Raw genomic sequence first — 25,724 nt, 5'->3', positions numbered from 1 at the left:
TTTTTTATATACAGTTTTCTGATAATACTGCTAGCCATTGTGTAGTACATACTTTATCTTAGTGAAGTCAGTATTAGATTAGCTGTTATATATTTCTGATTTAATTTATTATCTTGTTCTTGTAGACACTACAATTGATCATGACGTAATTTAGGTATTATTTTGTTCTTATGATATATGTTTTATATACATTGCTATTGTACTTATTTGCCCCATTTGTCTGGTTATATGTATTGTTTTACATTCGTGATAAAAAAACAAGGAAAACTATTTTCTACGCCGAGAGATTTGGCTTTTATAATGAAAATAAAATCAATATCCATCAGTGTAAAAAAGGTAAGATTGCCTGGATTCATGCTGCTAGTATTGGTGAACTGAAAGCTTCCTATCCACTGATTAGACATCTCTTAGACAGAGGATTATTGATTCTAATAACAGGTAACACTTATAGTTTTAAAGAAGAAGGACAAAGATTATTCTGCAATGAGACAATGTCTAAGAGGATAATGTTGGTATTTTTACCATATGATTTTCCTGGCTCTGTTCAAAGATTCTTAAGGTACTATGAGCCTAGTCTTTGCATCATAATAGAAAGAGAAATTTGGCCAAACCTATTATATTACACACATAAATACAAAGTACCTATTGTTTTAGTTAATGCCAGGTTATCCAAGAGATCTTTTACAACCATGATGAGATTTAGGTTAATAGTTCCTTTATCTTTAGAGAATATAACTTTAGTTATGGCTCAAACAATTTCAGATGCTTATTTGTTAAAAAAAGCAGGAGCCTTATCACCTATAGTTACTGGTAATATTAAATTTGATATATCTGTTCCTAAATACCAAATACAAAAAGGAGCAGAATTTAAAAAAAATATAAAAAAATCTATAGTTCTTATAGCTAGTATAAGAGAAAATGAAGAGTCTATATTTATAGAGCATATAAAGCAATGCAGAAAGGATGAAATTATATTTCTGATAGTGCCTCGTCATGAAGAAAGGTTTGATATTATTGCCGATTACTTAAAAAAAGAGAATATAACATTTGAAAGAAAATCATCTATATCTGATGGCCGATCACTTAATAATATTAGTGTTATATTAGGGGATTCTATGGGCGAGATGTTTTTTTACTACGGGATGACAGATGTCTCTATAGTTGCTGGTAGTTTTGCTCCACTAGGTGGTCATAATTTTATAGAGGCGTGTTTTGCCAATATTCCTGTAATTGTAGGTCCTCATACTTTTAATTTTCAAGATTTATCTGTGGATGCAGAAGAATTTGGTGTTATATTAAGGGCGATTAATGTTAAAGAGGCAATAAATATGGCGAAATACTTATTAGAAGATTCAAATAAAGTTTCTCTAATGAGAGAATCCGCTAAGTCGTGGATAAATTCGCATAGAGGCTCTATTGATAGAGTGATTAGGGAGATAGAAGTTTTTTTGTAAAATATTTTATTAGTTAGTTATAATTTCTAGAAATGATAGCTAATCCATCTAGTACTGGTCTATTTTCATATATTATTTCTGTTTTTTTTTCGCTTCTGCTTTTAAACGCTATCTCATTAATTAATTGTCTAGTTTCTTTTTCTAGTTCTAGCCATAACCCACCGGTTACATATATTATTGGGAATTCATTATATTTCTTAAATGTTATTATACATTGCCGTGCTAATGCACCAGATTGTGCTGAGGAAACTCCTGAATTTATAGAGTTAATAGTATCTAATGGCAAATCAATTGATTCTCCGCTAGACATTGGTAGATTTGCTGTTCCGTTTGTTAGCGATTGTCTCATCATGAAAGATCCAGGAAGAATTATACCTCCTATAAAAATATTATTGGGGCTTATTATGTCTATCGTAGTTGTTGTTCCGAAGCTTGCTACAATTAGTGGGGGGTGAATTTTCTTCTGTTTCTCCACTATTCCTAGCATTGCTGCCCATCTATCTGCTCCTAATTGATTAGGATTTTTATACTCGTTTATTAGTATAGATGTTCTTGTTTGAGCAACTATCCATTCAATTTTACAGTTAATATTATTTAGTTCATTTTCTATTACATTTTCACGATGCTTTCCAGCTACATTAACTCCTAAAGCATGATTTGGTTTTTTTGGCAAGCAAGATAGCCACTGACCAAGAGACCTTATATTTAAATTATCAAATATTTTTACATGTGGTTCTCTATGGATGCATCCATTCTTATTTAATGACCAGCCTATTTTTATTCTGCTATTACCAGAGTCGATTAAAAGTATCATATTAAAATTTAACAGAGACGTTGCCAATATGTGCAATATGAGTGTCAGTAGCTGTTTTTACAACTAGACATCCTTTATGATTTATCCCACAAGCGATACCATGTATTTTGGTATCATGATTTTCAATTGTAACAGGTATGCCGTATAAAACGTCTACTTTATGAAATTGTTTAATAATTGATGATGATTCACATGTTTCTAACAATTTTATAGATTTTAGCCAAGATAAAGATAATGAACGTATTATATCTATAAAATCATTGATAGATAAATAACTATTAATAATTTGTTTCCAGCTAGTTATTTCTCTATCTATTCTTCCTGATAATTTATCTGTATTATCTATATTTATTCCTATCCCTATAACTATATTATTATTTTTAATGATTTCTATCAAAATACCAGACAGTTTTTTATTTCTCCAGTATATATCATTTGGCCATTTTAGACCTATTTCTCTCGTATGAGATAGTTCTTGCAAAGATTCACATGTAGCCATTCCTATAATGATAGGTAGCATGCTTAAGTCTATATTAGATTCATGAAAATTAAAAGCACAAGAAAACATTAGCGTTGATTTAAAGTCATCTACCCAGGTTTTACCATTTCTTCCTCTGCCATTATATTGGTGATTTGCCCCTAATAGACATGGTATTGTAACACTATTATTTTTTATAAGAGAAATTAAGTCCGAATTAGTAGACCCTGTTGATTCTTTCCAAGATATTTTTTTGAAACTTGTAAGATATTTTTTTAATTTCTCGACTATGCCATCAGCAGTAAGATTTTTGTAGCTTTCTAGCATATATAAATTGTAACCTTGCTTAATATAGTATTATTTCTATATAACACATGTTATATAGAAATTTAAAATATAAAATTAATTGTCCATTTGCGATTATTATTATAAGATATTTTATGTTCATTGATATATAATGCTCAACTTAGATATTGATATTTTTTGTTATTCTTATGGGCTCAAGATTTGAAAAAATTTGTTTTGGCGGCAAGTCTAGAAATATAGACTGTGCTATAGAGTGGCCGTTAGGAGAGATCCTTGGGTTGGCTCTTGTATTACACCCTCATCCATTATATGGTGGTTCTCGCGATAATAAGATAGTGACAACTGTTGCAAGCGAGTGCTCTGATAGAGGGTTGGTTTCTGTACGACCAAATTTTAGAGGTGTTGGTAAGTCTGATGGTGCTTTTGATAATGCCATTGGGGAGACAGAAGATATGCTTTATTTGTTGTCACAGATACACTTGATTTATCCAGAACTATCAAAATTGCCTATAATGTTGGCTGGCTTTTCCTTTGGTTCTGCTGTGGCGGCACAAGTATATTCTTCCCTATTGCACAATAATAAATACAGTTTATATAAATCTTTAATCCTTATCGGATCTGCCGTACATCGTTTTGAGTTTAAAAAAGTTTCTTTGCCGGATAATAGTTTAATAATTCATGGGGAAGATGATGAAGTAGTGCCTTTTGATGAGTTATTAGAATGGATTAGACCAAAATCTTTGCCTATTGTTATGATCCCATCTTGTACTCATTTTTTTCATGGAAGGTTGTTAATATTACGACGAATAGTAGCATCTTACCTAAGTATTAATGTGTCGTCTTCTTGCTGATTATTTTATAATTTCAACATTGTTTTTGTTAGATGCTTATCGGGTGCATAAATGTACTTTATAGGTGTAACTTATTAAATCTCATATTAACTGATGAATATGTTTTTAAAAATTAAATATCTGTTAAGTTTCATTTCAAGACTTATTTTATCAGTCTCTTTAATAATTTTAATGAGCTCATATTTGTCTGTAAGATCAGATAATGATAAGGTAGATAGCATTTTATCAATTTATAAAGATGCTGATAAATTATCAATTCCTGTTAGTAATGTTTCATTTTTACCTAAACCAAAGATATCTTCTAGGTCATGGATCATTATAGATGTGAATAGTGAACAAGTACTTGCCTCTTCTAACCCAGACTTGAAAGTTGAGCCTGCTTCTTTAACAAAAATCATGACGGCTTATTTGATATTTGGAGCGATAGAAGATAAGCGTTTAGATATAGATCATAATGTTGTTGTATCTGAGAAAGCTTGGAGAACTGTTGGTTCTAGAATGTTTCTAGAACCAAATAAAAAAGTCTCCATTAATGATTTATTACAGGGCATGATTGTACAATCAGGTAATGATGCCTCTATTGCTTTAGCTGAGTCTATGAGCGGGGACGAGGATTCATTTGTTTATTTAATGAATCGTGAAGCAAAAAAAATTGGCATGAATAGCAGTAATTTCACTAATGTTACTGGCTTACCTGATCCATGTCATTTGACCACTGCTCGTGATCTTGCTTTATTATCAATAAATTTTTTAAAAAAGCATGAATCTTTCTTACATTATTATAAACAAAAAGAATTTACTTATAATGGTATAACTCAGACAAATCGTAATCGTTTATTATGGTCTGATTCATCTGTAGATGGTTTAAAAACTGGACATACAGATACGGCTGGATACTGCCTTGTTTCTACAGCGCTGAGGGGAGATCGCCGTATACTAGCAGTATTATTGGGTGCTAACAATGAAGCTATAAGAACTGAAGAAAGTTTAAGGCTTTTAAACTGGGGATTTCAGAATTTTGATACTATAGCTATGTTTGAAGATAAAGATTCAAGATCATTAGAGGCTAGAGTTTGGGAAGGAGTATCTGAAAAAACCAATCTTAGACCAAGAGATCAGTTGTGGTTATCTGTTCCTAGAGGTAGAGCAGGAGATGTAAAATTGGTAATGGAGAGGATTGAGCCATTAATCGCTCCGTTGTATAAGGATCAGATTGTTGGGGTCTTGCAATTTAGTTTAGACAATCAAATATTAAAAACCATCAACCTAAGAATACAGAATAGTGTTAATAGAGCTGGTTTATTTGGAAGAGTTAAAGATATGATAAGACGCTGGTTTGGAAATTAGTTAAGTTTATTTATGACTACATATGAATCAATAAGTGATATTTATCCCAATAATTTTCCAGTTAAAATTATTGGGAAGAATGATCCTGGATTTGCTGATGATATATTTAGTATATTAAACTCTTCTGATATCAACATAGATTATTCACATGACAATTTAATTATAAGCAAGTCTGGGAAATATGTTAGTTTGACCTTAAATGTTAATGTTGTATCTAGAGATCATTTTGATAATATATATAAATTGTTATACGCATCTCCTAAAGTGTTTTTCATTTTGTGATTTTATAGATTATTGTATAGTTAAAAGTGATAATGATCGTACAATACATTATCACTTTCTGTTTTTTTTATAAAATATACCTAGACAAGTCCTGATTTAGTACTATTTCCTTTAATTGTTGTTCAACATAGGCCGAATCAATTGCTATAGTTTTTCCGCTGGAACTAGAAGCATCAAAAGACAGTTCTTCTAGAAGTTTCTCCATTAAGGTATATAGTCGTCTAGCTCCTATATCTTCTGTTCGCTCATTAACAGAAGATGCTAGTTCTGCTATTTTAATTATCCCATCTTTTTGAAAATCAAGTTTTACATTCTCTGTTTCCATTAAAGCCGAATATTGTTTAGTAAGAGATACATTTGTATCACATAGTATATGGGAAAAGTCCTCTATAGATAAGGAATTCAGTTCTACTCTTATTGGAAATCGTCCCTGTAATTCTGGTATAAGATCTGATGGTCTTGATAAATGGAATGCTCCTGATGCAATAAACAAGATATGATCAGTTTTTACTATGCCATATCTAGTATTTACAGCCGTTCCTTCAACTAGAGGAAGCAAATCTCTTTGAACGCCAAGTCTAGAAACTTCTGCATTGTCAGATCTATTCCTTGTTGCAATTTTATCTATCTCATCTAGGAATACAATCCCATTTTGCTCTACATTTCTTATAGCATTAAATCTTATATCATCTTCATTAATTCTTTTTGAAGACTCCTCTTCTACAAAAATCTTAAAAGCTTCTTTTATTTTTACTTTTTTTTGTTTTTTCTTTTCACTAGCAATTCCAGCAAAAACATTTTTTAATTGATCTGCTATTTCTTCCATGCCTGGAGGAGTCATTATATCGAATTGTGGTGTTGTAGCGTTAACTTCTATTTCTATTTCTAGATTATCTAGTCTTCCTTCTCTCAAACGTTTCCTAAATGTTTGTCTTGTATTATTTTCATTAATTTGATCTGATTCTTCATCTAATCTGGAATTAGGGATTAGTATATCTAGGATACGATTCTCAGCAGAATCTTCAGCCTGAGATCTGATCGATAGTATTTCTATTTCTCTAGTTTGTTTTATAGAATGTTCTACTAAGTCTCTAATTATAGTATCTACATCTCTACCTACATATCCAACCTCGGTAAATTTAGTAGCTTCTATCTTAATGAAAGGGGCATTAACCAATTTTGCTAATCTGCGTGCTATTTCAGTTTTGCCAACACCAGTTGGTCCTATCATCAAAATATTTTTTGGATATATCTCTTGACGCAAGTTCTCTGGTACTTGTTGTCTTCGCCAACGATTCCTTAATGCTATCGCTACAGATTTTTTGGCGCGATTCTGTCCAACAATATACTTGTCCAGTTCAAGAACTATTTCTCTTGGTGTCATACTTGAAGCTGACATGTCTTAATTCCTTCCTTATTAATAGTATGTAATTATTTGAGTAATAGCAATTAATTATCTAAAGTTTCAATGATATGGTTACCATTAGTGTATATGCATAATTCTGATGCAATCATTAGCGATTTTTTTACTATGTCTAACGGAGATAATTCTGTGTTAGAAATTAACCCCATAGCCGCTGCATGTGCATAGGCTCCACCAGATCCTATAGCAGCTATACCATGTTCTGGTTCAAGAACATCACCATTACCAGTAAGCACTAAAGTATGTTCTATATCGGCTACTATTAGCATAGCTTCTAGACGTCTTAGAATCCTATCTGTACGCCAGTCTTTGGTCATTTCTACAGCAGATCTTATTAGATTGCCCTGATGCTTGTCTAACTTTGCTTCAAATAATTCTTGTAGTGTGAAAGCATCCGCTGTGGCTCCAGCAAAACCAGCCAGCACTGTATCTTTGTGAAGACGTAGAATTTTTCTTGCTGTGCCTTTTATCACTATATTGCCCATGGTTACTTGTCCATCACCACCCAATGCAACTTTATTGCCACGACGGGCACATATTATGGTCGTAGCATGAAACGATTCCATAAAACCTCCATATTTAATATATAACTAGTCAGCATACTTCCAAAAACTTGAAAGTCATAAGGGAAATTCATATTTAAATTTAAGAATATGATGCTTATAAAAGAGTATAAGATTACTATCCACCATATAGTTTTTGTCGCATTTCTCTTCTTTCTTGCGCCTCTAGAGATAAAGTTGCAGTTGGTCTTGCTAAGAGTCTAGGTATTCCTATAGGTTCACCTGTCTCTTCACACCAGCCATATTCACCAGTCTCTATTCTAGAAATTGATTTCTGTATTTTTTTCAATAATTTGCGTTCTCTGTCTCTAGTTCTTAGTTCGATCGTATGTTCTTCCTCTATAGTAGCTCTATCGGCAGGGTCTGGTACAAATTGAGTTTCTCTTAGGTATTCAGTAGTTTCCTCTGCTTTTAATAAAATTTCTTGCTCTAATTGTTTAAGTTTATTTTTAAAAAATGACAGTTGAACATCATTCATGTAATCCTCTTCTGACATCGAAAGAATATAGTTTTCACTTAAAAAATTGTTATTTCTTCCATTTGGAGCATATTTATTTATATTTTTATCATTATTTTTCATATTAAAGGTACCCATTAATAATTTAATGCTATTAGAAACAAGCGATTACTTTAACTAAAGTTCATAGTATTAAATTTCACTAATATCCATAGTGCATTCATTTAACTTTTCTACAAATAGTTCTCTGGGTAATTTATGACCTATAAAAACTATTTTTGTATTTGGTTTTTGTGCGGACTCCCATTCATTACCTTGTTCTGCTCCCATTAGCATATGAACTCCCTGGAGTATAATGCGTTTGTTTGTGTCATGCATATACAGAATGCCTTTGTACCTCAACATATTAGGACCATATTTTTCTGTAAGATAGCTCAGAACTATTTCTAATTTTTTAGAACAAAATGGCTTATTTGATAAAAAAACAAACGAACTTATCTCGTTATTATGATGACAATCTTCAGAACAGATATGTTCTTCTTGGTTTATAAATTCTGAGTTTATATCCAGTGCATCATTTAAATTAAAGCCATTAATATTCAATATATCCTCTATGTTTATATCTCCATAATTTGTCTTTTTTATAGGGGATCTTGGATTTATTTTTATTAAGTGTTTTTTTAGCAAATTAAATTCTTTATCATCAACCAAATCAGATTTTGACACTAGAATTCGATCGGCAAAGCCTATTTGTTTTTGTGCCTCTATTTGATTTTTTAATGTATCGATACCATGCTTAGCATCTACTAAAGCAACTACAGAATCTAATCTATAATAATTAGCTATATCATTATCAATAAAGAACGTTTGACAAATTGGCCCTGGGTTTGCTATGCCAGTTGTTTCTATTATAACATGGTCAAAATTTAACGATTTATTTAACTTTTTTGTTTTGAGATCATTTAAAGTTTTAACCAGATCACCACGTATAGAACAACATATACAACCATTAGATAATTCTATAATTTCTTCTTTTGAATTTTGAAATAATAGTTCATTGTCGATGCTTTCAGGTCCAAATTCATTTTCTATAATAGCAAGTTGGTAATCTTTTAATTTATATAGAATATTTTTTATTAAAGTAGTTTTCCCAGCGCCTAAAAATCCAGTAATTATTGTTACTGGTATCATATTATTTAAATCTCTATAAGGTGCCATAACTATATTCTCTATTGAGTTAGATAGTGTATTGATATGTACACTATAGCTATATGAAGACATTTAATATGACCAAGATCAACGAATTTCAGACTTGATTCAATATTTATTTAATTTGTCATAGACTAGTTCAAGTCCATAAGCATATGTTATAAGAAATTAAGCGTCAATTTAATTTATCAAAATGGTTATAAAATTATTGATATAGTTTGATTATTTTTTTCTTATTGCTCTTGGGTGTGTTTTGTCATATACAGATGCCAAGTGCTGGAAGTCAAGTTTCGTGTATATTTGGGTTGTTGATATTGTTTTATGACCCAAGAGCTCTTGTACAGCACGTAAGTTTTGCGAGGATTGTAGCAAATGACTTGCGAAACTATGTCTGATCATATGAGGGGATATATGCATACATAAATTTGATGTTTTAGACAGTTTTAATAATTGCATCTGAATAACTCTAGGTGAGATCCTTCTTCCTTTTATTCCAAGAAATAGGGCATGCCTATCATTTATCGAGTTAGTTTTTAATACAAATTTCTCGCGCAAATCAATCCATTTCTTTATAGCGTTTAGAGCAGTATTACCTATTGGTAATTTTCTTTGTTTGTTTCCTTTTCCTAGAACTATTATTTCTGATTGATTCAAGTTTATCCAACTTGTAGATTTATAGTTTATATTAGATTCATATTTTATATCGATTGATATTAATTCAGATAAACGTAATCCGCTAGAGTACAATAATTCAAAAATAGCTTGATCACGGAATATTATGCAATCAGAGGTTTTATTTGCTTGATACTCATTCATGTCAAGCAAGTTTTTTATCTGATCGACTGAAAGTGATTTTGGTAAAGGACGAGTCGCTTTTGGTGGACGAATTCCGGATATTGGATTGCTCATCATATTAATTTTTGGTCCCCACCACTTGTAGAAACTTCTCCATGCTGACAAAGTTCTTGCTATTCCTTTAGGACCAACGCCTTGGGAGTGTTTTTTTGCAAAAAAATTTCGCACGTTTTCTGTGGTTACTTCCTCTAGAGAAATATTGTTTTCACCTGTGAATTCATTTAGTAAAGATAGGTCATGTTTATAGTTATCAAAGGTATTCTTTGAATAGCGCAAATTGGTATAAATGTATACCAACCAATCACTTAGTGGTTTCTTAAGATTATTTTTTTTAAAATCTTTATTTTTTATCAATAAATCACCTTTATGTTTTTTTATGAAATATAAGGAAAGTGCTATATAGATTTATTCATAGCAGCTCTTTGAGACAAAAGTTTGGTTATGTCTATAGCGCCATCAAATACAAATTCAGCTGGTCCTTGCATTTGTATATTTTCCCCATCCAAAAATATTAATAGGGTGCCGCCGCGTGTGTTTACATATACTGGAGAATCTAATAAGCCTCTTCTAATTCCTGAGACTACAGCAGCACATGCTCCAGTACCACAGGATAAAGTTTCTCCCGATCCTCTTTCGTAAACTCTCAGTGAAATATTATTACGATTTTTTACTTGTGCAAATCCAACATTTACTCCTTGTGAGAATATTACATTAGATTCTAAAAAAGGTCCTATTTCTTTAATAAAATTGTCATTAAGTTTTTCTACATATATCACTGCATGAGGGTTAGGTATAGACAATACAGAAAAATATATCTTTGTGCCAATTGTTGATTCTAGTTGCCACAATATCTCATGTGATTGTATTTTTGACTTCAATTTTGAACTATCAAAAGGAAGTGATTTAGGAGCCCCCATGTTAACTATGACTGAACCATCATTATTTTCATATAGAGATATTACTGTTCCTCCTGATATTTCTGCTGTTATAGGGTTCTTATATGACAATCCATTTTTATGTATGAATCTAACAAAGCATCTTGCTCCATTACCACAGTGCTCCACTTCACTACCATCTGCATTGAATATTCTATATCGAAAGTCAGCACCACTATTATTGGTTTTTTCTACTAATAGAATTTGATCTGCTCCTATACCGAAATTTCTATCTGCAAGAGCCTTAGCAAGTCCTGTTGTCATCATTACCGATTGATTTATTCCATTTATAACTATAAAATCATTGCCTATGCCATGCATCTTTGTGAAATCCAGTTTCATTTATTTAATTCCTTGTTTCAAAATTAGTATAAGCTCTTTTGTCCATTAGGTCTTGTCTTAAACCTTCTATGTATCCAATAATATTGAGATGGAGCTCTTCTTATCCAAGTTTCTATTTTTTGATTTATTAGAGTAGTAGCTTCTTCTACTGAGAGCTTGCCCGGAAAATCTTTTAAGGGGTCCATTATTATGACTTTGTATTTTCCAGTTTTTGTATCAATATAAGGGGTCATAGGCACTACTATAACATCCCATTTTTTTGCTATAAGAGCAGTTGTAGTTAGAGTAGATGTTTGTATTCCAAAAAATGGAACGAATATAGATTGTTTTGATCCAAAATCCATATCAGGCAGGTAAACTACAGGTCTATATTCTGAAAAATGCTTAATCATTTTTCTAATATTATTTTTATTAGCTATTAATATGGTATTGTTAAATCTTGACCTTCCTTTCTTAACAAAATAGTTTAATTCATTATCACCGGATGGTCTATATATGCATGCCATGGTTTGTAGATTTAAGCTTAATATAGTGCCAGCAGCGTCCATTCCTAATAAATGAGGCATAAGTATCATAACCTTTTTTTTATTGTTGATTAGGTCTTGAATGATATTTATGTTTTCTATGCTAACTATAGATTTTATCCTTTCTGGCTTTCCATACCATAATATACTCCTGTCAATAACTGATAGCGCTATTGCATTACAGTGTTCGAGCAGTAAATTTTTTATCGTTTTTTTATCTAAATGCGGGAAGCAAGCATTTAGATTCTTGCGTGCTATCCTCACTCTTTTCCTCAAAAGGATATAAATAATATACTTGAAAATACTGCTTATTTTTATTCTATATTCATCATTTAATCTGGATAATTTTTTAAAAATAAATTCCAGGATTAGGATTTTTAATTGTCGAAATTTTATATATAAATAAGTCACTGTATTGTTCAATTATTAGGAAGATTCATTAAATTTAATGTGCAGCTAGATTCGAAAATAACCTCTTTGTTTTTTTGTAGTGTTAATTAGCTTATTGAGGAATAGATGATATATCCAAACATAATTATCATAGTACAATAGCACATTTTTCATATAATATTATGTTAATAGAGTCTAGTATTTATTTAGAATATTTGATTAAGTAAATTTACTCAGAGCATAAAGAAAGAATATAATTAACGTTCTCTTTGTAATTGTTTAACTATTATTAGCTATTGCAATATATCTAACATAAATATGAAAACACTGTCTAATTTACATTTGCCCTATTGTTATATTATTAGGTATTATACATTATTGTATAGGAAATAATATTCATAGGGTCTACAGAAGTTTTACAAGACATCATCAATTTATTGATTGTTAAACTTTTTCAAATGTATAGATAATAGGTTTAGTAAATTTAAGTGTTTTTAAAGATGTGCTACATCTTGTTTGCTATTTATACAAGATATAAATATATTAATATCTTGTAACAGCTATAACTTAGTGTTATATATCGATTTTGAAATTATTTTTATGTGTTTTTTAATCTTTATTTAAAGCAAATTTAGGCAAGCAATTAGTTTAATTAATATACTATCAGTGATTTGATTAGTTTTGAAATTAGAGGACATCCTTAATTTATAAATTAATATGAAATAACTAAAATAGTCCTGCTCTAAGCTAGCTCAACCTAAATTATTACAAGGAATCATTTTTGTGCCGAATAACGATTTTTTATTTACTTCAGAATCAGTTTCTGAAGGACATCCAGATAAGATAGCGGATCAGATTTCTGATGCGATATTGGATACCATATTAGCAGTTGATTCTGATGCTCGTGTTGCAGCTGAGACTTTATGTGGTTACGGTATCATAGTTCTAGCTGGTGAAATTACTACTTCTGCAGAGATAGATTATGTGAAAATAGCGCGAGATATCATCAAAAGCATTGGATATGATAGTTCGGATTATGGCATGAATTATAATGATTGTACTGTTATTTCTTCTTATGGGAAACAGTCTTCTGATATAGCAGTTGGTATATCTTCAGATGACAATAGAAACCCTTTAGAACAGGGAGCAGGGGATCAGGGTTTGATGTTTGGCTATGCTTGTGATGAAACTCCTTGTCTTATGCCAGCTCCGATATGGTATGCTCATAGACTAGTTCAACGTCAGAGTGAATTAAGAAAAGACGGTAGATTACCATGGTTGCGTCCCGATGCAAAATCTCAAGTAACTTTTCGGTATGTCAATGGTAGACCTCATAGTGTTGATACTATTGTTTTTTCAACTCAGCATTCTCCTGATGTTGCGCATAAGACAATAGTAGAGTCGGTGATTGAAGAAATTATAAAACCTAGTTTTCCAGAAGGTATTATTACAAGCAAGACAAAGTTTCTTATTAATCCTACTGGTCGTTTTGTAATTGGTGGCCCAAAGGGTGACTGTGGTGTGACTGGTAGAAAAATTATTGTGGATACATACGGTGGTGCTTGTCCTCATGGAGGGGGAGCATTTTCTGGAAAAGATCCGTCCAAAGTAGATCGTTCAGCTTCTTACGTAGCTAGATATATCGCGAAAAATATTGTGGCTTCAGGTTTAGCTAAGCAGTGTCAAGTACAAATTAGTTATGCTATCGGTGTTTCAGATCCAATTAATGTTACCGTTTATACGGAAGGAACAGGTATTATTCCAGACAATGAAATTTCCAAATTAGTTTCAGATGTTTTTGACTTGCGTCCTAAAAGCATTATAAATATGTTAGATTTATTAAGGCCTATCTACCTTAAGACTGCTACTTATGGTCATTTTGGACGTTCAGAGCCAGAATTCACATGGGAGAAAATAGATAAAATCAAAGAAATAAAGCGTTTTATATAATTTATTTTGAGGCAATTTTACAAATGACATTGGTATCAAAGTCTTCAGATGAGAATTCTGAAGATAGTATTTTAAGTATTACTGATGTTCCTTGTGTAGGTGTGTGCACTACACTTTTTGACGATATCTGTCGTGGTTGCGGGCGCACCTTGTTTGAAGTTTCTAACTGGGTGTTTTTTAGTAATGAGGAGAAACTAGATGTATGGAGTCGTATAAGGTCAAATGGTTATCTGCGCAAAAACAACATCTAGCTTAGTTTATATAATATTAATAGAATAAGAATCTCATTAAACTAGTTGCCAATGGCATAACACAACCATCATTATATTTTTATATAAATTATATTGCTAATCTTGATGAGATGCGGTTTTTAATATTATCAAAAAGGTTAGTAATTTTAGGTGGTTCTTTGACCCATCCTTTTGGTGATATTATTGCATCTAATTTAATGTCATGTTTAGCAGCTTTATAAGGTTCTTTTATTAACCCCTGATCCCACGCTATTCCTATAGTTATAAATTTATATTTTTGATTTATAAGCTCTGATAATTTTCGATCATAATAACCACTGCCGTATCCTATTCGGTCGCCATTATTGCTATATCCCAAAGTTGGCACTAATATTATATGAGGTTGTGCTACTATGGAGCTTGAAGATGGTTCCAATATACCATATCTCCCTCTTATCATAGCTATACTTGGATTCCATTCTTTAAATTCAATATATTTATCTAGATCGTTAGTAACAGGTAAACTAAGTTTAACATTATCTAGTTTTGATAGTCTATGATTTAGCGATACAATTTTAGGTTCTAATGGCATTGGCCAGAATGTTGCTATTTGTATAATATTACCTGCTTCATACTCTTCTGCGGCAGTGTTTTTTATCCAAAAATAAAGTTGTTTTTCTATAAGATAGCTACCACTATCTCTATCTTTTATAGACATTTCTAATCTTTTGTTTTTAAGCAGCAATCTAATTCTTTTATTTGTCATTTTTTGCCTATATAGTTTTTATATAAGGTTATATTATTGTGAGTAACTTATATCAATTCTATGAAATATAATACTACTTTTTATTAGAAATATTGTTAATATGATATATGTATATTTAATCTATGAGAAATAATTATATGTATGAAGATAAGTTCACTCATGGTCTTGAAATATATGCGGTAGGTGGTTCTGTACGTGACAGTTTATGCAACTTATCGATTAAGGATAGGGATTGGGTAGTAGTAGGATCTACTCCTTATGAAATGGAGAATAGAGGTTTTAAAATAGTTGGCAAGAATTTCCCAGTTTTTTTGCACCCAATTAGTAGGGAAGAGTATGCTCTAGCAAGGAAAGAGAAAAAAGTAGGGTTAGGTTATAATGGGTTTGAGTTTTATACAGGTAATGATGTAACGCTAGAGGATGATTTGAGACGTAGAGACTTAACAATAAATGCTATTGCAATAAATAAGGAAGGCGAGATAATTGATCCTTGCGGAGGCGTGACTGATTTAAATTTAGGTATCCTACGTCATGTTGGGCCTGCTTTTGTAGAAGATCCTTTGCGTGTCATTAGATTAGCTAGATTCTGTGCTAAATTTGATACTTTTCAAGTAGCAAGAGACACAATAAGTCTATGTTGTAATCTAGTAAATAGCGGGGAGATTAAATATTTGCGACCAGAAAGGATTTGGAAGGAATTATCTTCAGGTCTTATGGAGAAGTCTCCCGCTAAAATGATAGATTTTATGTTAAAAACTAAAGCTATTGATTATGTTGCACCTGAGTTGAATTTGAACCAGTCAGTTAAGGAGGCTTTAAATAAATTTTCTGTTGATATTAGTTTAGCCGGCAGGTATGCTTTATTATGTATAAATTCTAATAAAATAGAAGATATAGGCAATAAACTTAAAGTGCCATCATCATGCAAAGATTATTCAAAACTACTCCCGTTAATTGCAGATAATATTTTCAGATCAGATGTTAAGGATAGTAGGAGGGTAATGAATCTTCTATATAAAGTAGATTTCTTTAGAAGGCCTAATCGTTTTATTGAGTTATTGAGAGTTCTTTATACATTAGAAAGGTTTGATATAGATAGATGGTATTATATATTGAATAATATAGTTAGGATTAATATAGGCAGCATTATAGATGTTTATGGTAAAGCCCCGCTCCAAATAAAAAATATATTAGAGAAAGAAAGGATGAGAATTTTGAACGAATTAGACTAATAGTTTTTGAGATCTATCATTATTTGAAAATCCCATGAGCTCTTCTTGGAAGTTTTTTCCTATTGCTATTACTTTGAATAGTTCTCCCATCTCAGTTTCTGATATTAGTTTTTGAACAGCTCCTATATTTTTAATATGATTCTTTATATCGGATCTATCTAGATCATTGATAATGTTTGTTATCCCGGAATTTATAAGGAAATTTGCTAATGAAGTGTATCCTAGTATATTCAATCCATTTTCTATTGATGATTCAGCTATTAAAGAGAAGTCAACATGTGATGTTATATCTTGTATTCCAGGTGCTGTAAAAGGATCTGAATATGCCATATGATTTAAATGACACATTAATGTACCGGTTATGCGTTGTGGATGATAGTACTCATAGCGTGGAAATCCATAGTCTATTATAAATACTACTCCCTCTTCTAGCCACTCTGGTATAGTTCTTACCCAGGCTTCACTTTGAAAGTTTATTTCTGATGTGTAGTTAGGACCTATTAGAGGTATTATCTTATTCATTGCATTTAATAACCTATCATCTGCAGGCTTATTTATCCAGATAAATTCTTCTCTTTGATCTAATCCAACCCATTTTTCCATGATGTTTTTATTTTCTGAATAATGAAATATTGATACTGGCATTGCATCTAATAATTCGTTAGCGATGACGCAGCCTTTAAACTTATTTGGTAAACTAGATAACCATTCGACTTGATTATTAAATGAAGCTAAAGTTTGTTTTTGGATGGAAATTAAAGAATTTGAGATTTCTATTATTTTATAATTAACGTTTATACCGATACTCATAAATTCTTGTATGATATTTTTAGCTAGTATACCCGATCCTGCACCAAACTCTATAATATCCTTGGATCCAAGATAATTTAGTGTTTGATCAATTTGTTTTGATATTGTTTTTGCAAATATTGGCGTCAATTCTGGGGCGGTAATAAAATCTCCGTTAATAGGAGCATTCTTCAGTATATCCCTTTCGTTGAATAATATATCATTCTTAGATGTATAGTAACCGAGAAAGGGATTGTATAGCGCTTCGAACATCCAGTCTTCAAATTTTATTGCTTTTTCCGTTGAGGCTCTAATTTTTCTTTTTAGAAAATCCATCATCTGTCTTGAGTGTTTTGTTGATGATGGATGCAAGTGTTTTAAAAGAGACTTAATTGTGTTCATTTCTATTAAAGAATCTTTTATATTCTTCTAGATTCAGAAAATTTATTATCTCTAATGCTTTCTTTGAAATTGTTTCTTTTAGATGTGTTTTGTTTTCTGTTTTGATTGTTGTTGCTTTTAGAAGCGGCTCTAATAGAAGATGGGTTTTTTGTATCCATTTTTTCTTTTGTTTTATTTACGGAAGAAAATCTTCTAGGTGTATTATTTTTATCGGATAGTCCATTTCTACTGGTGTTGACTCTATGTTTATTTCTTTTATTTGAAATATCATTAGAAGATCTAGTAACTTTAGGTTCTAGGCCTTCTATTGTTTCAGTAGAAATAGTTTGTCCTATATATTTTTCGATCCTACGCACTTTATGTTTTTCTTCATTTGTTACTAAACTCAACGCTGAACCATTTCTTCCTGCTCGTCCGGTACGTCCAATTCTGTGCACATAATCTTCAGCTTGCATAGGTAAATCAAAATTAACAGCATGACTAATTCCGTTTATATCAATCCCTCTGGCTGCAATATCAGTAGCAACCAATACACGAATTTGTTTTTTTTGTAGTTGGGATATGGTGCGTGTACGTTGTCTTTGATTCATATCGCCGTGTAATGCAGCAACAGAAAATCCATTATCCGATAGACATTCCGCTAATTTGTCTGCACCTTTTTTAGTTGATGTGAATATTATTGCTTGATCTAAAGATGATTCATTAAGAACATGGTTTAATAGTTTAACTTTATGTTCATTATTATCAGCATAAAATAATTTTTGAGTTATGTTGTCATGTTTTTGTTTGCTACTAGTTAGTGCAATATGTTGGGGATTATTCATCATTTTCTTTGCAAGTCGTGCTATTGATTCATCAATAGTTGCTGAAAATAACATAGTTTGGCGGTCTCTTGGGGTATTTTTAACAATTGTTTCTATATCCTCTATAAATCCCATATCTAACATTCTATCTGCTTCATCAAGAACTAGTGTTTGTATGCTAGTTAGACTAACCTTATTAGATTTCATTTGATCTATCAACCTGCCAGGTGTTGCTACTAATATATCAACCCTTTTAGACAAAGCTCTTATTTGATTTCTATAGGGCATGCCGCCAACTATAGTTGCTATTCTTAGCCATGGCATATTTATGCCATAGGATGCTGTTGCTTTAGTTATTTGTAGAGCTAGTTCTCTAGTAGGAGTTAATACTAACACTTGTGGATTGATGTTATTAGATTTTGGTTTCTGTGACAGCATTTGTAATATAGGCAGCATAAAGGCAGCAGTTTTTCCGCTGCCTGTTTGTGCAGATACTATTAAATCCTTTCCAGATAATGCCTGTGGAATAGTTGCTTCTTGTACTGGAGTCGGTGATACAAATCCTGATGTTTTTAGAGCTGATAATATATTAGAATTGATTCCTATTTTTTCGAAAGACATACTTTTACCTTATTATTAAATATAAATGTTATGCTATTCAAATCATACAAAACTTGGCTTGTATAATTTGAATGACAATCGACGGGTAACATCGTGCCGACCAAATCTATCTCTATTTAAATATCAGGCTAAAGGAGGTCAGGTAATCGATGAATGAAGACCTATTACAAGTTTATCAATAGGGCTCTGAAAAACCCAATATGAGACCAAGGCGCATTAGCACCTTTTGTCACCGATCCAGCATATCTTAAATCATTATAAGAATCTACTTATTTATTAAATTTGCCATATAACAGGCTTTTTTCTGTGATTAATCAACCACTCATTAGCTATTTTAAAGTGATTACATCCTATAAATGGTAATGGTCCTCTGGAAGCAGATAAAGGGGAAGGATGGTTGGCCTTAAGTATTAAATGATCTCTTTGGCTTGATTTTATTAAGGAATTTTTTGATTGCGCATAACTTCCCCAGAGCATAAAAACTTTTGGCGAATTATCCTCAGATACTATTTTTATAATAGAATCAGTTATATTCTCCCATCCTATTTTTTTATGTGATAATGGTTTCCCTTCTTCTACGGTTAATATAGAGTTTAGCAATAATACTCCTTGATTAGCCCAGCAAGATAGATTACTTAGTCTTATAAATTCTACACTAGGATATTCTAGAGATAATTCTTTACATATGTTCTTTAAGCTTGGAGGTTTCTTGCAATTTTCTAATACGGAAAATGCAAATCCATGAGCTTGATCCTTGCCATGATAGGGGTCTTGTCCTAGTATGATAACCCTTATATCAGAGATTGATGATATTACATGTAAGGATTTCATTGGGTTAAATGGGTATATAATGGCGTTATCTGATAACCTTGTCTCTATAAATTTATTTATATGCTGAACCGTCATTATATTAGCATAAGAGAGCATAGTATCGCGCCAAACTTTTGGCAGCATTTCAATAAAACCTAGCAAATTATTCGGTAGCAACTTCACTTTATATAGTTTTTTATAGTTATGTTTCGAATTTAAGCGCCAACAACACAGCCATGAATAGCATTAGTATAGATATAAGACCATCTAATACCCTCCATGATCTTTGACTAGAGAAAAACGGAGCAAACATACGTGACCCTAGGCCAAGTACAATAAGCCATAGTATGCTTGATATTATTACCCCAAACGCATATGCTAGGCTTCTATCATCAAAAATACTGGCTAATGATCCTATTAGTATTAGATCTAACCAAAAGTGAGGATTTAATAGACTAAATCCTAGTGCTCCTAGTATCGCTGATTTCCTTGTCATGGCTGTACCGCTAGCTGCTATAAGATTGCTATTGTTATTTATAGACCTTTTTGCTGCTTGGTATGAGTAACTAACAAGAAACAATATTCCGAAAATTAGTATTATTTTCTTAAAACTAGGGATTATTAATATTATTTCTTTTAGGCCAAAAACGCTCAGGGTAATGAATATGGCATCAGATAGTGCGCATACAGTTATCACAGTAATTATATGTGATCGCATTATGCCTTGACGCAGTATGAAAGCGCTTTGTGCGCCAACAACTGCAAATAAACTTAGACCTGTAAGCAGGCCACTAGACCATGCTTCGAATGTTGGATAGTAATATAATACAGCTGGCATGTTTAGATTCTAACAGAAGATAATTTTAATTATTACTGATAAACAATGTATTAGAGCAGATTTTAATAAATTATTCATCACATGTTTAACAAGATCCAATAAATTAATTTATTTTGGGAATTCTAACCTTATATATTTTCTTTTGCAAATGGCTATATTTTAAATATTGAAATCATAAATTATAGTAAGCGGAGCATGATCACTGAATCTATTTTCTGTATAGATTTCACAATTAATAGCCAACTTTGCAATATTAGGTGTAGCAAATTGGTAGTCTATACGCCATCCAACATTTTTTTCCCAAGATTTGCCTCTATTACTCCACCAGGTATATTGATCTGGCTGATGATTTAACTCCCTGAAAACATCTATAAGATTATATTTTTCTATTATTTTTGTTATCCAATTTCTTTCTTCAGGTAAAAATCCAGAATTCTTGGTGTTGTTTCTCCAGTTCTTTATATCTATTTCTTTATGAGCAATATTCCAGTCTCCGCATAATATGAATTCACGATTATATTTCTGATTTTCATAGCATATTTTATTTACAATAAGTTCAAATTTTTCTAAAAATCTAAATTTTGCAGATTGTCTATCTTGCCCACTTGTTCCTGATGGGAAATAAGCATTGATAATAGATATATTTTCTAAATCTATTCGAATTACTCGACCTTCGCAATCAAATTCATTGCTTTCTATGCCTTTTATAATTTTTTCAGGTTTTATAGTGGAATATATTCCTACTCCACTATATCCTTTTTTATCCGCACAAAAAAAATATCCTTCGTATAGCAATGGATTGTTAATTTCTTTACTCAGATCATTATAAGAAATTCTTGTTTCTTGCATACAAACAACATCAGGCTCATGAGTTTTTAGCCATTGCACAAATCCTTTTCGGAAAGCGGATCTTATTCCATTAAGATTAATAGAAGTTATTTTTAACAAATTTAACCTTTTTTCGTATAATATTAGACTGATTTTCTTTATTTTGACTTAGTGCTCTACATTCTATAAATTATTTTTAACATTATAAAGGTTTAAAATGATTTCTCTACAAAAAAATGCAGTTAATTTTGTGAAATTTGCATTACAGTGCAAGGCGCTATGTTTTGGTAGTTTTGAAACCAAATCAGGTAGGAATAGCCCATATTTTTTTAACATTGGGTGTTTTGATAGTGGTTATAGCATTAACAAATTATCAAGATTTTATACAAATGCTTTAGTTAATTCCGGAATTGCATTTGATATGATATTTGGTCCTGCCTATAAAGGAATACCGCTAGTTATATCAACATCAATTAATTATTCATTGATGTTAGGTAAGGATATACCTTTTTCCTTCAATAGAAAAGAAATGAAGACACATGGAGAGGGTGGGTTATTGATAGGATCTCCTTTAAAGGGAAGGGTTGTTATAATAGATGATGTCATAACCTCAGGAATTTCAGCAATGGAATCGATAAGTATAATAAAAAAGACAGGAGCAGAACCAGTTGCTATGCTTATTGCTCTTGATAGAATGGAATGTTCTGTAGACAGATGTATTTCTTCTAGAAAATCAGCAGTACAGGAAGTAGCAGAAACTTATGGCATACCAGTTATTAGTATTGCTTCTTTAAATGATATTTTTTCTAATGTCATGAATGATATAAATTTATCTAAGTATCGAGAGAGAATTTCAGAATACCGTGAAGTATATGGAATTCTCTAGCGATTTTTTATGGTTTAGCACTAGATTCGATTATTACTTGTTTATTTTACTATAGATTTCTATTCTTTGTTTTAATATGGTATTTATGTTGCTAGGATCTATTCTACCGTTGCTTATTCTCATTACTTGGCCTATCAATGAATTGAATGCTTTTCCCTTCCCAGATAAATATTCAATGACTACGGATTTATTATTTAATATGACTTCATCTATTAATTCTATAATTAATGCTATGTCTTTGATTTGAGCTAAACCTTCTTCTTCTATTATGGTATCAATATCATATCGATCTTTATTCCACATAATTGAGAGAAGATGCTTTGCATTCTTGTTAGATATGGTTCCATCAATCATTCTGTTTATCAATAAGGCTAGGATATGGCTTGTAATCTTTATTTCGCTAATGTTTTTATTATCACGATTCATAAGAGTGCTTAATTCTTGACTTATAAAATTCGCAGCAATTTTTTCACAGTTTTTTGGAATATGTTTTATAACCGACTCAAAATATTCAGATGTCTGTATATTGACGGTCATCTGTAAGGCATCTTCTCTAGAAAGAGAGTAATCTGCTTCGAATCTTTTACTTTTGTCAAAAGGAAGTTCTGGCATGTTTTTTTTAACTTTTTCTAAGTATTCACTAGATATGTTTAGTATTTGCAGATCAGGATCAGGGAAATATCGATAGTCAGTAGCACTTTCTTTTGTTCTCATGCTCCTAGTCTCATCATATTCAGAGTCATATAATCTTGTTTCTTGTGTTACTTCGCCTCCGTTTTCAATTAGTTTAATTTGTCTATTAAATTCAAATGTAATAGCTTTTTCCAGAAATCTAAATGAATTCAAGTTTTTAATCTCAGTTCTTGTTCCAAGTATTGTGCTACCTGATTTGTTAACAGACACATTAGCATCACATCTAAATGATCCTTCTTGTAGATTGCCATCGCATATACCTAGCCAAATAACCAAGTTATGTAGCGTTTTTGCGTATATATATGCTTCTTTTGCCGATCTCATTACTGGCTCAGTTACTATTTCTAATAAAGGAACTCCAGCACGGTTTAGATCTATACTGCTGTTATATTTTCCGTGTAAAGATTTCCCTGCGTCTTCTTCTAAATGTGCTTGTATCAAACCAACTTTTTTTTCTTCTCCATCTAGATAGAAAGAAATTGTACCGTTTTTAATTATTGGTTTTCTAAATTGACTTATCTGATATCCTTTAGGAAGATCTGGATAAAAGTAGTGTTTTCTCTCAAATATAGAATTCTTTGATATCGTTGCTCCAACGGCAAGCCCAAATTTTATAGCATATTCAACTGCCTTAGAATTTAATGAGGGCATAGTTCCTGGTAGCGCCATATCTATTTCGCTTGCTTGTTTGTTTGGTGGTGATCCAAATAATGTACTACTGCTAGAAAATATTTTAGATTTTGTAGCGAGTTGCACGTGTGTTTCCAAACCTATAGCTATTTCCCATCCAGATTTCATTTCTTATGCCTTATATTTTTGGATATTGTTTATGCCAGTTAGTAATATTCTGATAGCAATCGGACAATGCTAGTATCAATCCCTCATCAAAATAATTGCCAATAATTTGCAACCCAATAGGAAGATTATTATTATCAAATCCACAAGGTATAGACATTGCGGGTAGTCCAGCTAAGCTTGCTCCTAGTGTATACATATCAGCTAGCCAGTCCAGAGTATTGCTTGAATTATCACCGATATTTTTTGCTGTTCTTTGAGAAACTGGGCCCATTATTACATCACATTCATTTAGCAATGAATTTTTTAAATCCTGAGCGATAGTCTTCCTAGTACTTTTAGCTTTTAAATAAAATTTCTCGTAATTGTTGCTAGACAATACATGTGCTCCCAGCAATATACGACGTTTTACTTCTGACCCAAAACCTTCAGATCTAGATTTTGTAATCATTTCATCGATGTTTTTATAATTTTTTGTTCTATGCCCATAACGTATCCCATCAAATCTAGAAAGATTACTATAAGCTTCAGCTGAAGCTATGACATAGTAAGTTGGTATTGTTAGTTCAGTTAATGGTAGTGAGATTTTAACGATTGATGCACCGAGGTTTTCGAAATCACATATTGCTTTTATAACTGATTTTGAAACCTCTTCAGATAAATTATCTCCAAAAAATTCTTTAGGAAGTCCTATCCTTATGCCTTTTAGTGGATAGCTATTATTTTTATTAAATTTAGTAATATGATTTTTAACATCTGTACGTATCTTTCCTGGTTGGTTTTCTATATTGTTACATTTTGCTAAACAAGTAGCATCTTTACCATCGAAGCCTATCATTGTATCTAAAAGATCTAATAAGTCTTTACTGCTTTTTGCAATTATTCCTGCTTGATCCAGACTAGATGCAAAAGCAATGATCCCATATCTTGAAGTTGAGCCATATGTTGGTTTAATTCCACTAACACCGCATAGAGCAGATGGTAATCTTACTGATCCTCCAGTATCTGTAGCAGTAGCAGCATATACCATTCTGGCTGCTATAACAGCAGCAGAACCTCCTGATGACCCGCCAGGAACTTTGCTATAATCCCAAGGGTTGGCAACTGGCCCATATGCTGAGTTTTCATTTGTTGACCCCATGGCAAACTCATCGCAATTTAATTTTCCCAGAGATACAGCACCAGCACTTCTCAGTTTTTCTACAACAGTTGCATTAAATGGGCTAAAGTAGCCTGCTAGCATTTTGCTAGCAGCAGTTGTATGCCAGTCAGTTGTAACAAAAACGTCTTTGTGAGCAATTGGAATTCCTGACAGAGGTTTAATTAATCCATTTGAAATCTCCTTGTCTACTTTTTCAGCTTGAGAAATAGTTACTTCTGGTCGTATATCTAAGAAAGCATTTATTATAGCCAGGGATTCAATTCTATCTAAACAGCTTTTTGCTATTTCTACAGCACTTATGTCGCCTTTAACAATAGCCTTACGTAGGGATGATATTCCTTCAAATTCTGTGTGTAATAGTGGTTTTGTCATAATCTATTCAACTACTTTAGGAACTAAAAACATGTTATCTTCGAATTGAGGAGCATTTTTAGCAACTTTTTCTATAAGAGTATCTGAGCATTCGTCTATAACTCTATCATCTCTTAGAAACATGGAAATTTTTTCATGCAATGAGATGGGATGCGTAATAAGTTCATTATCTTCATTGTTTATTTTTTGTATGCGGTCAATAATACTTAGAATTTCATTTAATTCATTAGTGGTATCAACACATTGTTTTGTGCTAAGTTCTATTTTTGCTAATTTGGCAATATTAGCTACATCATTTTTATCAAGTGTCATAAAAT

General features: G+C 31.7%; 26 protein-coding genes. 8 read left to right on the top strand and 18 right to left on the bottom strand.

The features are described 5' to 3' along the window. The first annotated feature begins 233 nt into the window (after positions 1 to 233). A complete protein-coding gene (locus CKBE_RS00555; protein WP_225968683.1) occupies positions 234 to 1,454 on the top strand; it encodes a 3-deoxy-D-manno-octulosonic acid transferase in 1,221 nt (406 codons plus the stop codon). A gap of 13 nt (positions 1,455 to 1,467) precedes the next feature. On the opposite strand, the gene CKBE_RS00550 is transcribed toward CKBE_RS00555, so the two are convergent. Both CKBE_RS00550 and CKBE_RS00545 read right to left on the bottom strand, forming a co-directional pair. Then, complete coding sequence (locus CKBE_RS00550) at positions 1,468 to 2,268, bottom strand: type III pantothenate kinase (RefSeq protein WP_015237667.1); 801 nt, start codon at positions 2,266 to 2,268, stop codon at positions 1,468 to 1,470. Position 2,269: 1 nt separating this feature from the next. Further along, positions 2,270 to 3,073 (bottom strand): biotin--[acetyl-CoA-carboxylase] ligase, encoded by an 804-nt coding sequence (locus CKBE_RS00545; RefSeq protein ID WP_015237666.1) that lies wholly within the window; start codon positions 3,071 to 3,073, stop codon positions 2,270 to 2,272. 167 nt (positions 3,074 to 3,240) lie between these two features. On the opposite strand from CKBE_RS00545, the gene CKBE_RS00540 reads away from it, so the two are divergent. The 3 genes from CKBE_RS00540 (at position 3,241) to CKBE_RS00530 (ending at position 5,532) form a co-directional block, all read left to right on the top strand. Then, positions 3,241 to 3,903: an alpha/beta hydrolase gene (locus tag CKBE_RS00540; protein WP_015237665.1), complete on the top strand. Its 663-nt coding sequence runs from the start codon at positions 3,241 to 3,243 to the stop codon at positions 3,901 to 3,903. A 93-nt stretch (positions 3,904 to 3,996) separates the two neighbouring features. Continuing rightward, positions 3,997 to 5,250: a D-alanyl-D-alanine carboxypeptidase family protein gene (locus tag CKBE_RS00535; RefSeq protein WP_015390106.1), complete on the top strand. Its 1,254-nt coding sequence runs from the start codon at positions 3,997 to 3,999 to the stop codon at positions 5,248 to 5,250. Positions 5,251 to 5,262: 12 nt separating this feature from the next. Then, positions 5,263 to 5,532 (top strand): DUF493 domain-containing protein, encoded by a 270-nt coding sequence (locus tag CKBE_RS00530; protein WP_015237663.1) that lies wholly within the window; start codon positions 5,263 to 5,265, stop codon positions 5,530 to 5,532. Between the two features lie 67 nt (positions 5,533 to 5,599). Here the strand turns inward: CKBE_RS00530 and hslU are convergent, their stop codons facing one another. The 7 genes from hslU to CKBE_RS00495 form a co-directional block, all read right to left on the bottom strand. Then, entirely contained in the window at positions 5,600 to 6,931 is a 1,332-nt protein-coding gene (gene hslU / locus CKBE_RS00525) for an ATP-dependent protease ATPase subunit HslU (protein WP_015237662.1), read from the bottom strand. A gap of 50 nt (positions 6,932 to 6,981) precedes the next feature. Then, positions 6,982 to 7,521, bottom strand: a complete 540-nt coding sequence (gene hslV, locus CKBE_RS00520) for an ATP-dependent protease subunit HslV (protein WP_015237661.1) — start codon at positions 7,519 to 7,521, stop codon at positions 6,982 to 6,984. 115 nt (positions 7,522 to 7,636) lie between these two features. Beyond that, positions 7,637 to 8,098, bottom strand: a complete 462-nt coding sequence (dksA, locus tag CKBE_RS00515) for an RNA polymerase-binding protein DksA (protein WP_015237660.1) — start codon at positions 8,096 to 8,098, stop codon at positions 7,637 to 7,639. 69 nt (positions 8,099 to 8,167) lie between these two features. Further along, positions 8,168 to 9,193, bottom strand: a complete 1,026-nt coding sequence (locus CKBE_RS00510) for a CobW family GTP-binding protein (protein ID WP_015237659.1) — start codon at positions 9,191 to 9,193, stop codon at positions 8,168 to 8,170. Between the two features lie 213 nt (positions 9,194 to 9,406). Then, entirely contained in the window at positions 9,407 to 10,393 is a 987-nt protein-coding gene (locus CKBE_RS00505) for a tyrosine recombinase XerC (protein ID WP_015237658.1), read from the bottom strand. 41 nt (positions 10,394 to 10,434) lie between these two features. Then, positions 10,435 to 11,316: a diaminopimelate epimerase gene (gene dapF, locus CKBE_RS00500; protein ID WP_015390104.1), complete on the bottom strand. Its 882-nt coding sequence runs from the start codon at positions 11,314 to 11,316 to the stop codon at positions 10,435 to 10,437. A 23-nt stretch (positions 11,317 to 11,339) separates the two neighbouring features. Continuing rightward, positions 11,340 to 12,116 (bottom strand): lysophospholipid acyltransferase family protein, encoded by a 777-nt coding sequence (locus CKBE_RS00495; RefSeq protein WP_235043810.1) that lies wholly within the window; start codon positions 12,114 to 12,116, stop codon positions 11,340 to 11,342. Between the two features lie 897 nt (positions 12,117 to 13,013). Here CKBE_RS00495 and metK point away from each other — a divergent pair. Together metK and CKBE_RS00485 are read left to right on the top strand one after the other, a co-directional pair. Next, positions 13,014 to 14,180 (top strand): methionine adenosyltransferase, encoded by a 1,167-nt coding sequence (metK, locus tag CKBE_RS00490; RefSeq protein ID WP_015237655.1) that lies wholly within the window; start codon positions 13,014 to 13,016, stop codon positions 14,178 to 14,180. 23 nt (positions 14,181 to 14,203) lie between these two features. Continuing rightward, positions 14,204 to 14,431, top strand: a complete 228-nt coding sequence (locus CKBE_RS00485; RefSeq protein WP_015237654.1) for a DUF1289 domain-containing protein — start codon at positions 14,204 to 14,206, stop codon at positions 14,429 to 14,431. Positions 14,432 to 14,519: 88 nt separating this feature from the next. Here the strand turns inward: CKBE_RS00485 and CKBE_RS00480 are convergent, their stop codons facing one another. After that, entirely contained in the window at positions 14,520 to 15,176 is a 657-nt protein-coding gene (locus tag CKBE_RS00480) for a 5-formyltetrahydrofolate cyclo-ligase (protein ID WP_015237653.1), read from the bottom strand. Positions 15,177 to 15,313: 137 nt separating this feature from the next. On the opposite strand from CKBE_RS00480, the gene CKBE_RS00475 reads away from it, so the two are divergent. Continuing rightward, positions 15,314 to 16,408, top strand: a complete 1,095-nt coding sequence (locus tag CKBE_RS00475; RefSeq protein WP_015390103.1) for a tRNA nucleotidyltransferase/poly(A) polymerase-related protein — start codon at positions 15,314 to 15,316, stop codon at positions 16,406 to 16,408. On the opposite strand, the gene CKBE_RS00470 is transcribed toward CKBE_RS00475, so the two are convergent. The 5 genes from CKBE_RS00470 to CKBE_RS00450 all read right to left on the bottom strand — a co-directional run bounded on the left by CKBE_RS00470 (position 16,400) and on the right by CKBE_RS00450 (position 21,619). Continuing rightward, a complete protein-coding gene (locus CKBE_RS00470) occupies positions 16,400 to 17,599 on the bottom strand; it encodes a class I SAM-dependent methyltransferase (RefSeq protein WP_015390102.1) in 1,200 nt (399 codons plus the stop codon). The genes CKBE_RS00475 and CKBE_RS00470 overlap by 9 nt on opposite strands. Positions 17,600 to 17,616: 17 nt before the next feature. Further along, the gene (locus CKBE_RS00465; protein ID WP_015237650.1) at positions 17,617 to 19,023 is read right to left on the bottom strand and encodes a DEAD/DEAH box helicase; all 1,407 of its coding nucleotides are present in this window, start codon (positions 19,021 to 19,023) and stop codon (positions 17,617 to 17,619) included. A 276-nt stretch (positions 19,024 to 19,299) separates the two neighbouring features. Continuing rightward, positions 19,300 to 20,016 (bottom strand): uracil-DNA glycosylase, encoded by a 717-nt coding sequence (locus CKBE_RS00460; RefSeq protein ID WP_015237649.1) that lies wholly within the window; start codon positions 20,014 to 20,016, stop codon positions 19,300 to 19,302. Between the two features lie 19 nt (positions 20,017 to 20,035). Then, a complete protein-coding gene (locus tag CKBE_RS00455; RefSeq protein ID WP_015237648.1) occupies positions 20,036 to 20,671 on the bottom strand; it encodes a LysE/ArgO family amino acid transporter in 636 nt (211 codons plus the stop codon). A 159-nt stretch (positions 20,672 to 20,830) separates the two neighbouring features. Continuing rightward, positions 20,831 to 21,619 (bottom strand): exodeoxyribonuclease III, encoded by a 789-nt coding sequence (locus tag CKBE_RS00450; RefSeq protein ID WP_015390101.1) that lies wholly within the window; start codon positions 21,617 to 21,619, stop codon positions 20,831 to 20,833. Between the two features lie 97 nt (positions 21,620 to 21,716). Here CKBE_RS00450 and pyrE point away from each other — a divergent pair, with 97 nt between their 5' ends. Beyond that, positions 21,717 to 22,385, top strand: a complete 669-nt coding sequence (pyrE, locus tag CKBE_RS00445) for an orotate phosphoribosyltransferase (RefSeq protein ID WP_015390100.1) — start codon at positions 21,717 to 21,719, stop codon at positions 22,383 to 22,385. Positions 22,386 to 22,418: 33 nt separating this feature from the next. Here the strand turns inward: pyrE and gatB are convergent, their stop codons facing one another. From gatB to gatC, 3 genes are read right to left on the bottom strand one after another with little or no spacing between them, the layout of a single operon-like run. Beyond that, positions 22,419 to 23,876, bottom strand: a complete 1,458-nt coding sequence (gene gatB, locus CKBE_RS00440; RefSeq protein WP_015237645.1) for an Asp-tRNA(Asn)/Glu-tRNA(Gln) amidotransferase subunit GatB — start codon at positions 23,874 to 23,876, stop codon at positions 22,419 to 22,421. Between the two features lie 10 nt (positions 23,877 to 23,886). Beyond that, positions 23,887 to 25,407 carry an Asp-tRNA(Asn)/Glu-tRNA(Gln) amidotransferase subunit GatA gene (gene gatA, locus CKBE_RS00435; RefSeq protein ID WP_015237644.1) on the bottom strand — a complete coding sequence of 507 codons (1,521 nt, stop codon included), beginning with the start codon at positions 25,405 to 25,407 and terminating at the stop codon, positions 23,887 to 23,889. 3 nt (positions 25,408 to 25,410) lie between these two features. Next, positions 25,411 to 25,719 (bottom strand): Asp-tRNA(Asn)/Glu-tRNA(Gln) amidotransferase subunit GatC, encoded by a 309-nt coding sequence (gene gatC / locus CKBE_RS00430; protein WP_015237643.1) that lies wholly within the window; start codon positions 25,717 to 25,719, stop codon positions 25,411 to 25,413. Positions 25,720 to 25,724: the final 5 nt, after the last annotated feature.

Origin of the sequence: Candidatus Kinetoplastibacterium blastocrithidii (ex Strigomonas culicis) (assembly GCF_000319245.1) — a bacterium.
In the GTDB taxonomy this organism is placed as follows: Bacteria; Pseudomonadota; Gammaproteobacteria; order Burkholderiales; family Burkholderiaceae_B; genus Kinetoplastidibacterium; species Kinetoplastidibacterium blastocrithidiae.
The sequence above is the reverse complement of the archived record's forward strand: the minus strand, read 5'-3'. Positions and strand labels throughout refer to the sequence as shown.

Excerpts from the sequence above, each read along its gene's own strand:
- pyrE (WP_015390100.1), top strand. The coding sequence starts at position 21,717 with ATGATTTCTCTACAAAAAAATGCAGTTAATTTTGTGAAATTTGCATTA.
- CKBE_RS00540 (WP_015237665.1), top strand. The coding sequence starts at position 3,241 with ATGGGCTCAAGATTTGAAAAAATTTGTTTTGGCGGCAAGTCTAGAAAT.
- CKBE_RS00480 (WP_015237653.1), bottom strand. The coding sequence starts at position 15,176 with ATGACAAATAAAAGAATTAGATTGCTGCTTAAAAACAAAAGATTAGAA.
- CKBE_RS00530 (WP_015237663.1), top strand. The coding sequence starts at position 5,263 with ATGACTACATATGAATCAATAAGTGATATTTATCCCAATAATTTTCCA.
- hslU (WP_015237662.1), bottom strand. The coding sequence starts at position 6,931 with ATGTCAGCTTCAAGTATGACACCAAGAGAAATAGTTCTTGAACTGGAC.
- gatC (WP_015237643.1), bottom strand. The coding sequence starts at position 25,719 with ATGACACTTGATAAAAATGATGTAGCTAATATTGCCAAATTAGCAAAA.
- CKBE_RS00550 (WP_015237667.1), bottom strand. The coding sequence starts at position 2,268 with ATGATACTTTTAATCGACTCTGGTAATAGCAGAATAAAAATAGGCTGG.
- CKBE_RS00545 (WP_015237666.1), bottom strand. The coding sequence starts at position 3,073 with ATGCTAGAAAGCTACAAAAATCTTACTGCTGATGGCATAGTCGAGAAA.
- CKBE_RS00465 (WP_015237650.1), bottom strand. The coding sequence starts at position 19,023 with ATGTCTTTCGAAAAAATAGGAATCAATTCTAATATATTATCAGCTCTA.
- CKBE_RS00475 (WP_015390103.1), top strand. The coding sequence starts at position 15,314 with ATGTATGAAGATAAGTTCACTCATGGTCTTGAAATATATGCGGTAGGT.
- CKBE_RS00510 (WP_015237659.1), bottom strand. The coding sequence starts at position 9,193 with ATGGCACCTTATAGAGATTTAAATAATATGATACCAGTAACAATAATT.
- dksA (WP_015237660.1), bottom strand. The coding sequence starts at position 8,098 with ATGAAAAATAATGATAAAAATATAAATAAATATGCTCCAAATGGAAGA.
- hslV (WP_015237661.1), bottom strand. The coding sequence starts at position 7,521 with ATGGAATCGTTTCATGCTACGACCATAATATGTGCCCGTCGTGGCAAT.
- gatB (WP_015237645.1), bottom strand. The coding sequence starts at position 23,876 with ATGAAATCTGGATGGGAAATAGCTATAGGTTTGGAAACACACGTGCAA.
- CKBE_RS00485 (WP_015237654.1), top strand. The coding sequence starts at position 14,204 with ATGACATTGGTATCAAAGTCTTCAGATGAGAATTCTGAAGATAGTATT.
- CKBE_RS00470 (WP_015390102.1), bottom strand. The coding sequence starts at position 17,599 with ATGAACACAATTAAGTCTCTTTTAAAACACTTGCATCCATCATCAACA.
- dapF (WP_015390104.1), bottom strand. The coding sequence starts at position 11,316 with ATGAAACTGGATTTCACAAAGATGCATGGCATAGGCAATGATTTTATA.
- gatA (WP_015237644.1), bottom strand. The coding sequence starts at position 25,407 with ATGACAAAACCACTATTACACACAGAATTTGAAGGAATATCATCCCTA.
- CKBE_RS00455 (WP_015237648.1), bottom strand. The coding sequence starts at position 20,671 with ATGCCAGCTGTATTATATTACTATCCAACATTCGAAGCATGGTCTAGT.
- CKBE_RS00535 (WP_015390106.1), top strand. The coding sequence starts at position 3,997 with ATGAATATGTTTTTAAAAATTAAATATCTGTTAAGTTTCATTTCAAGA.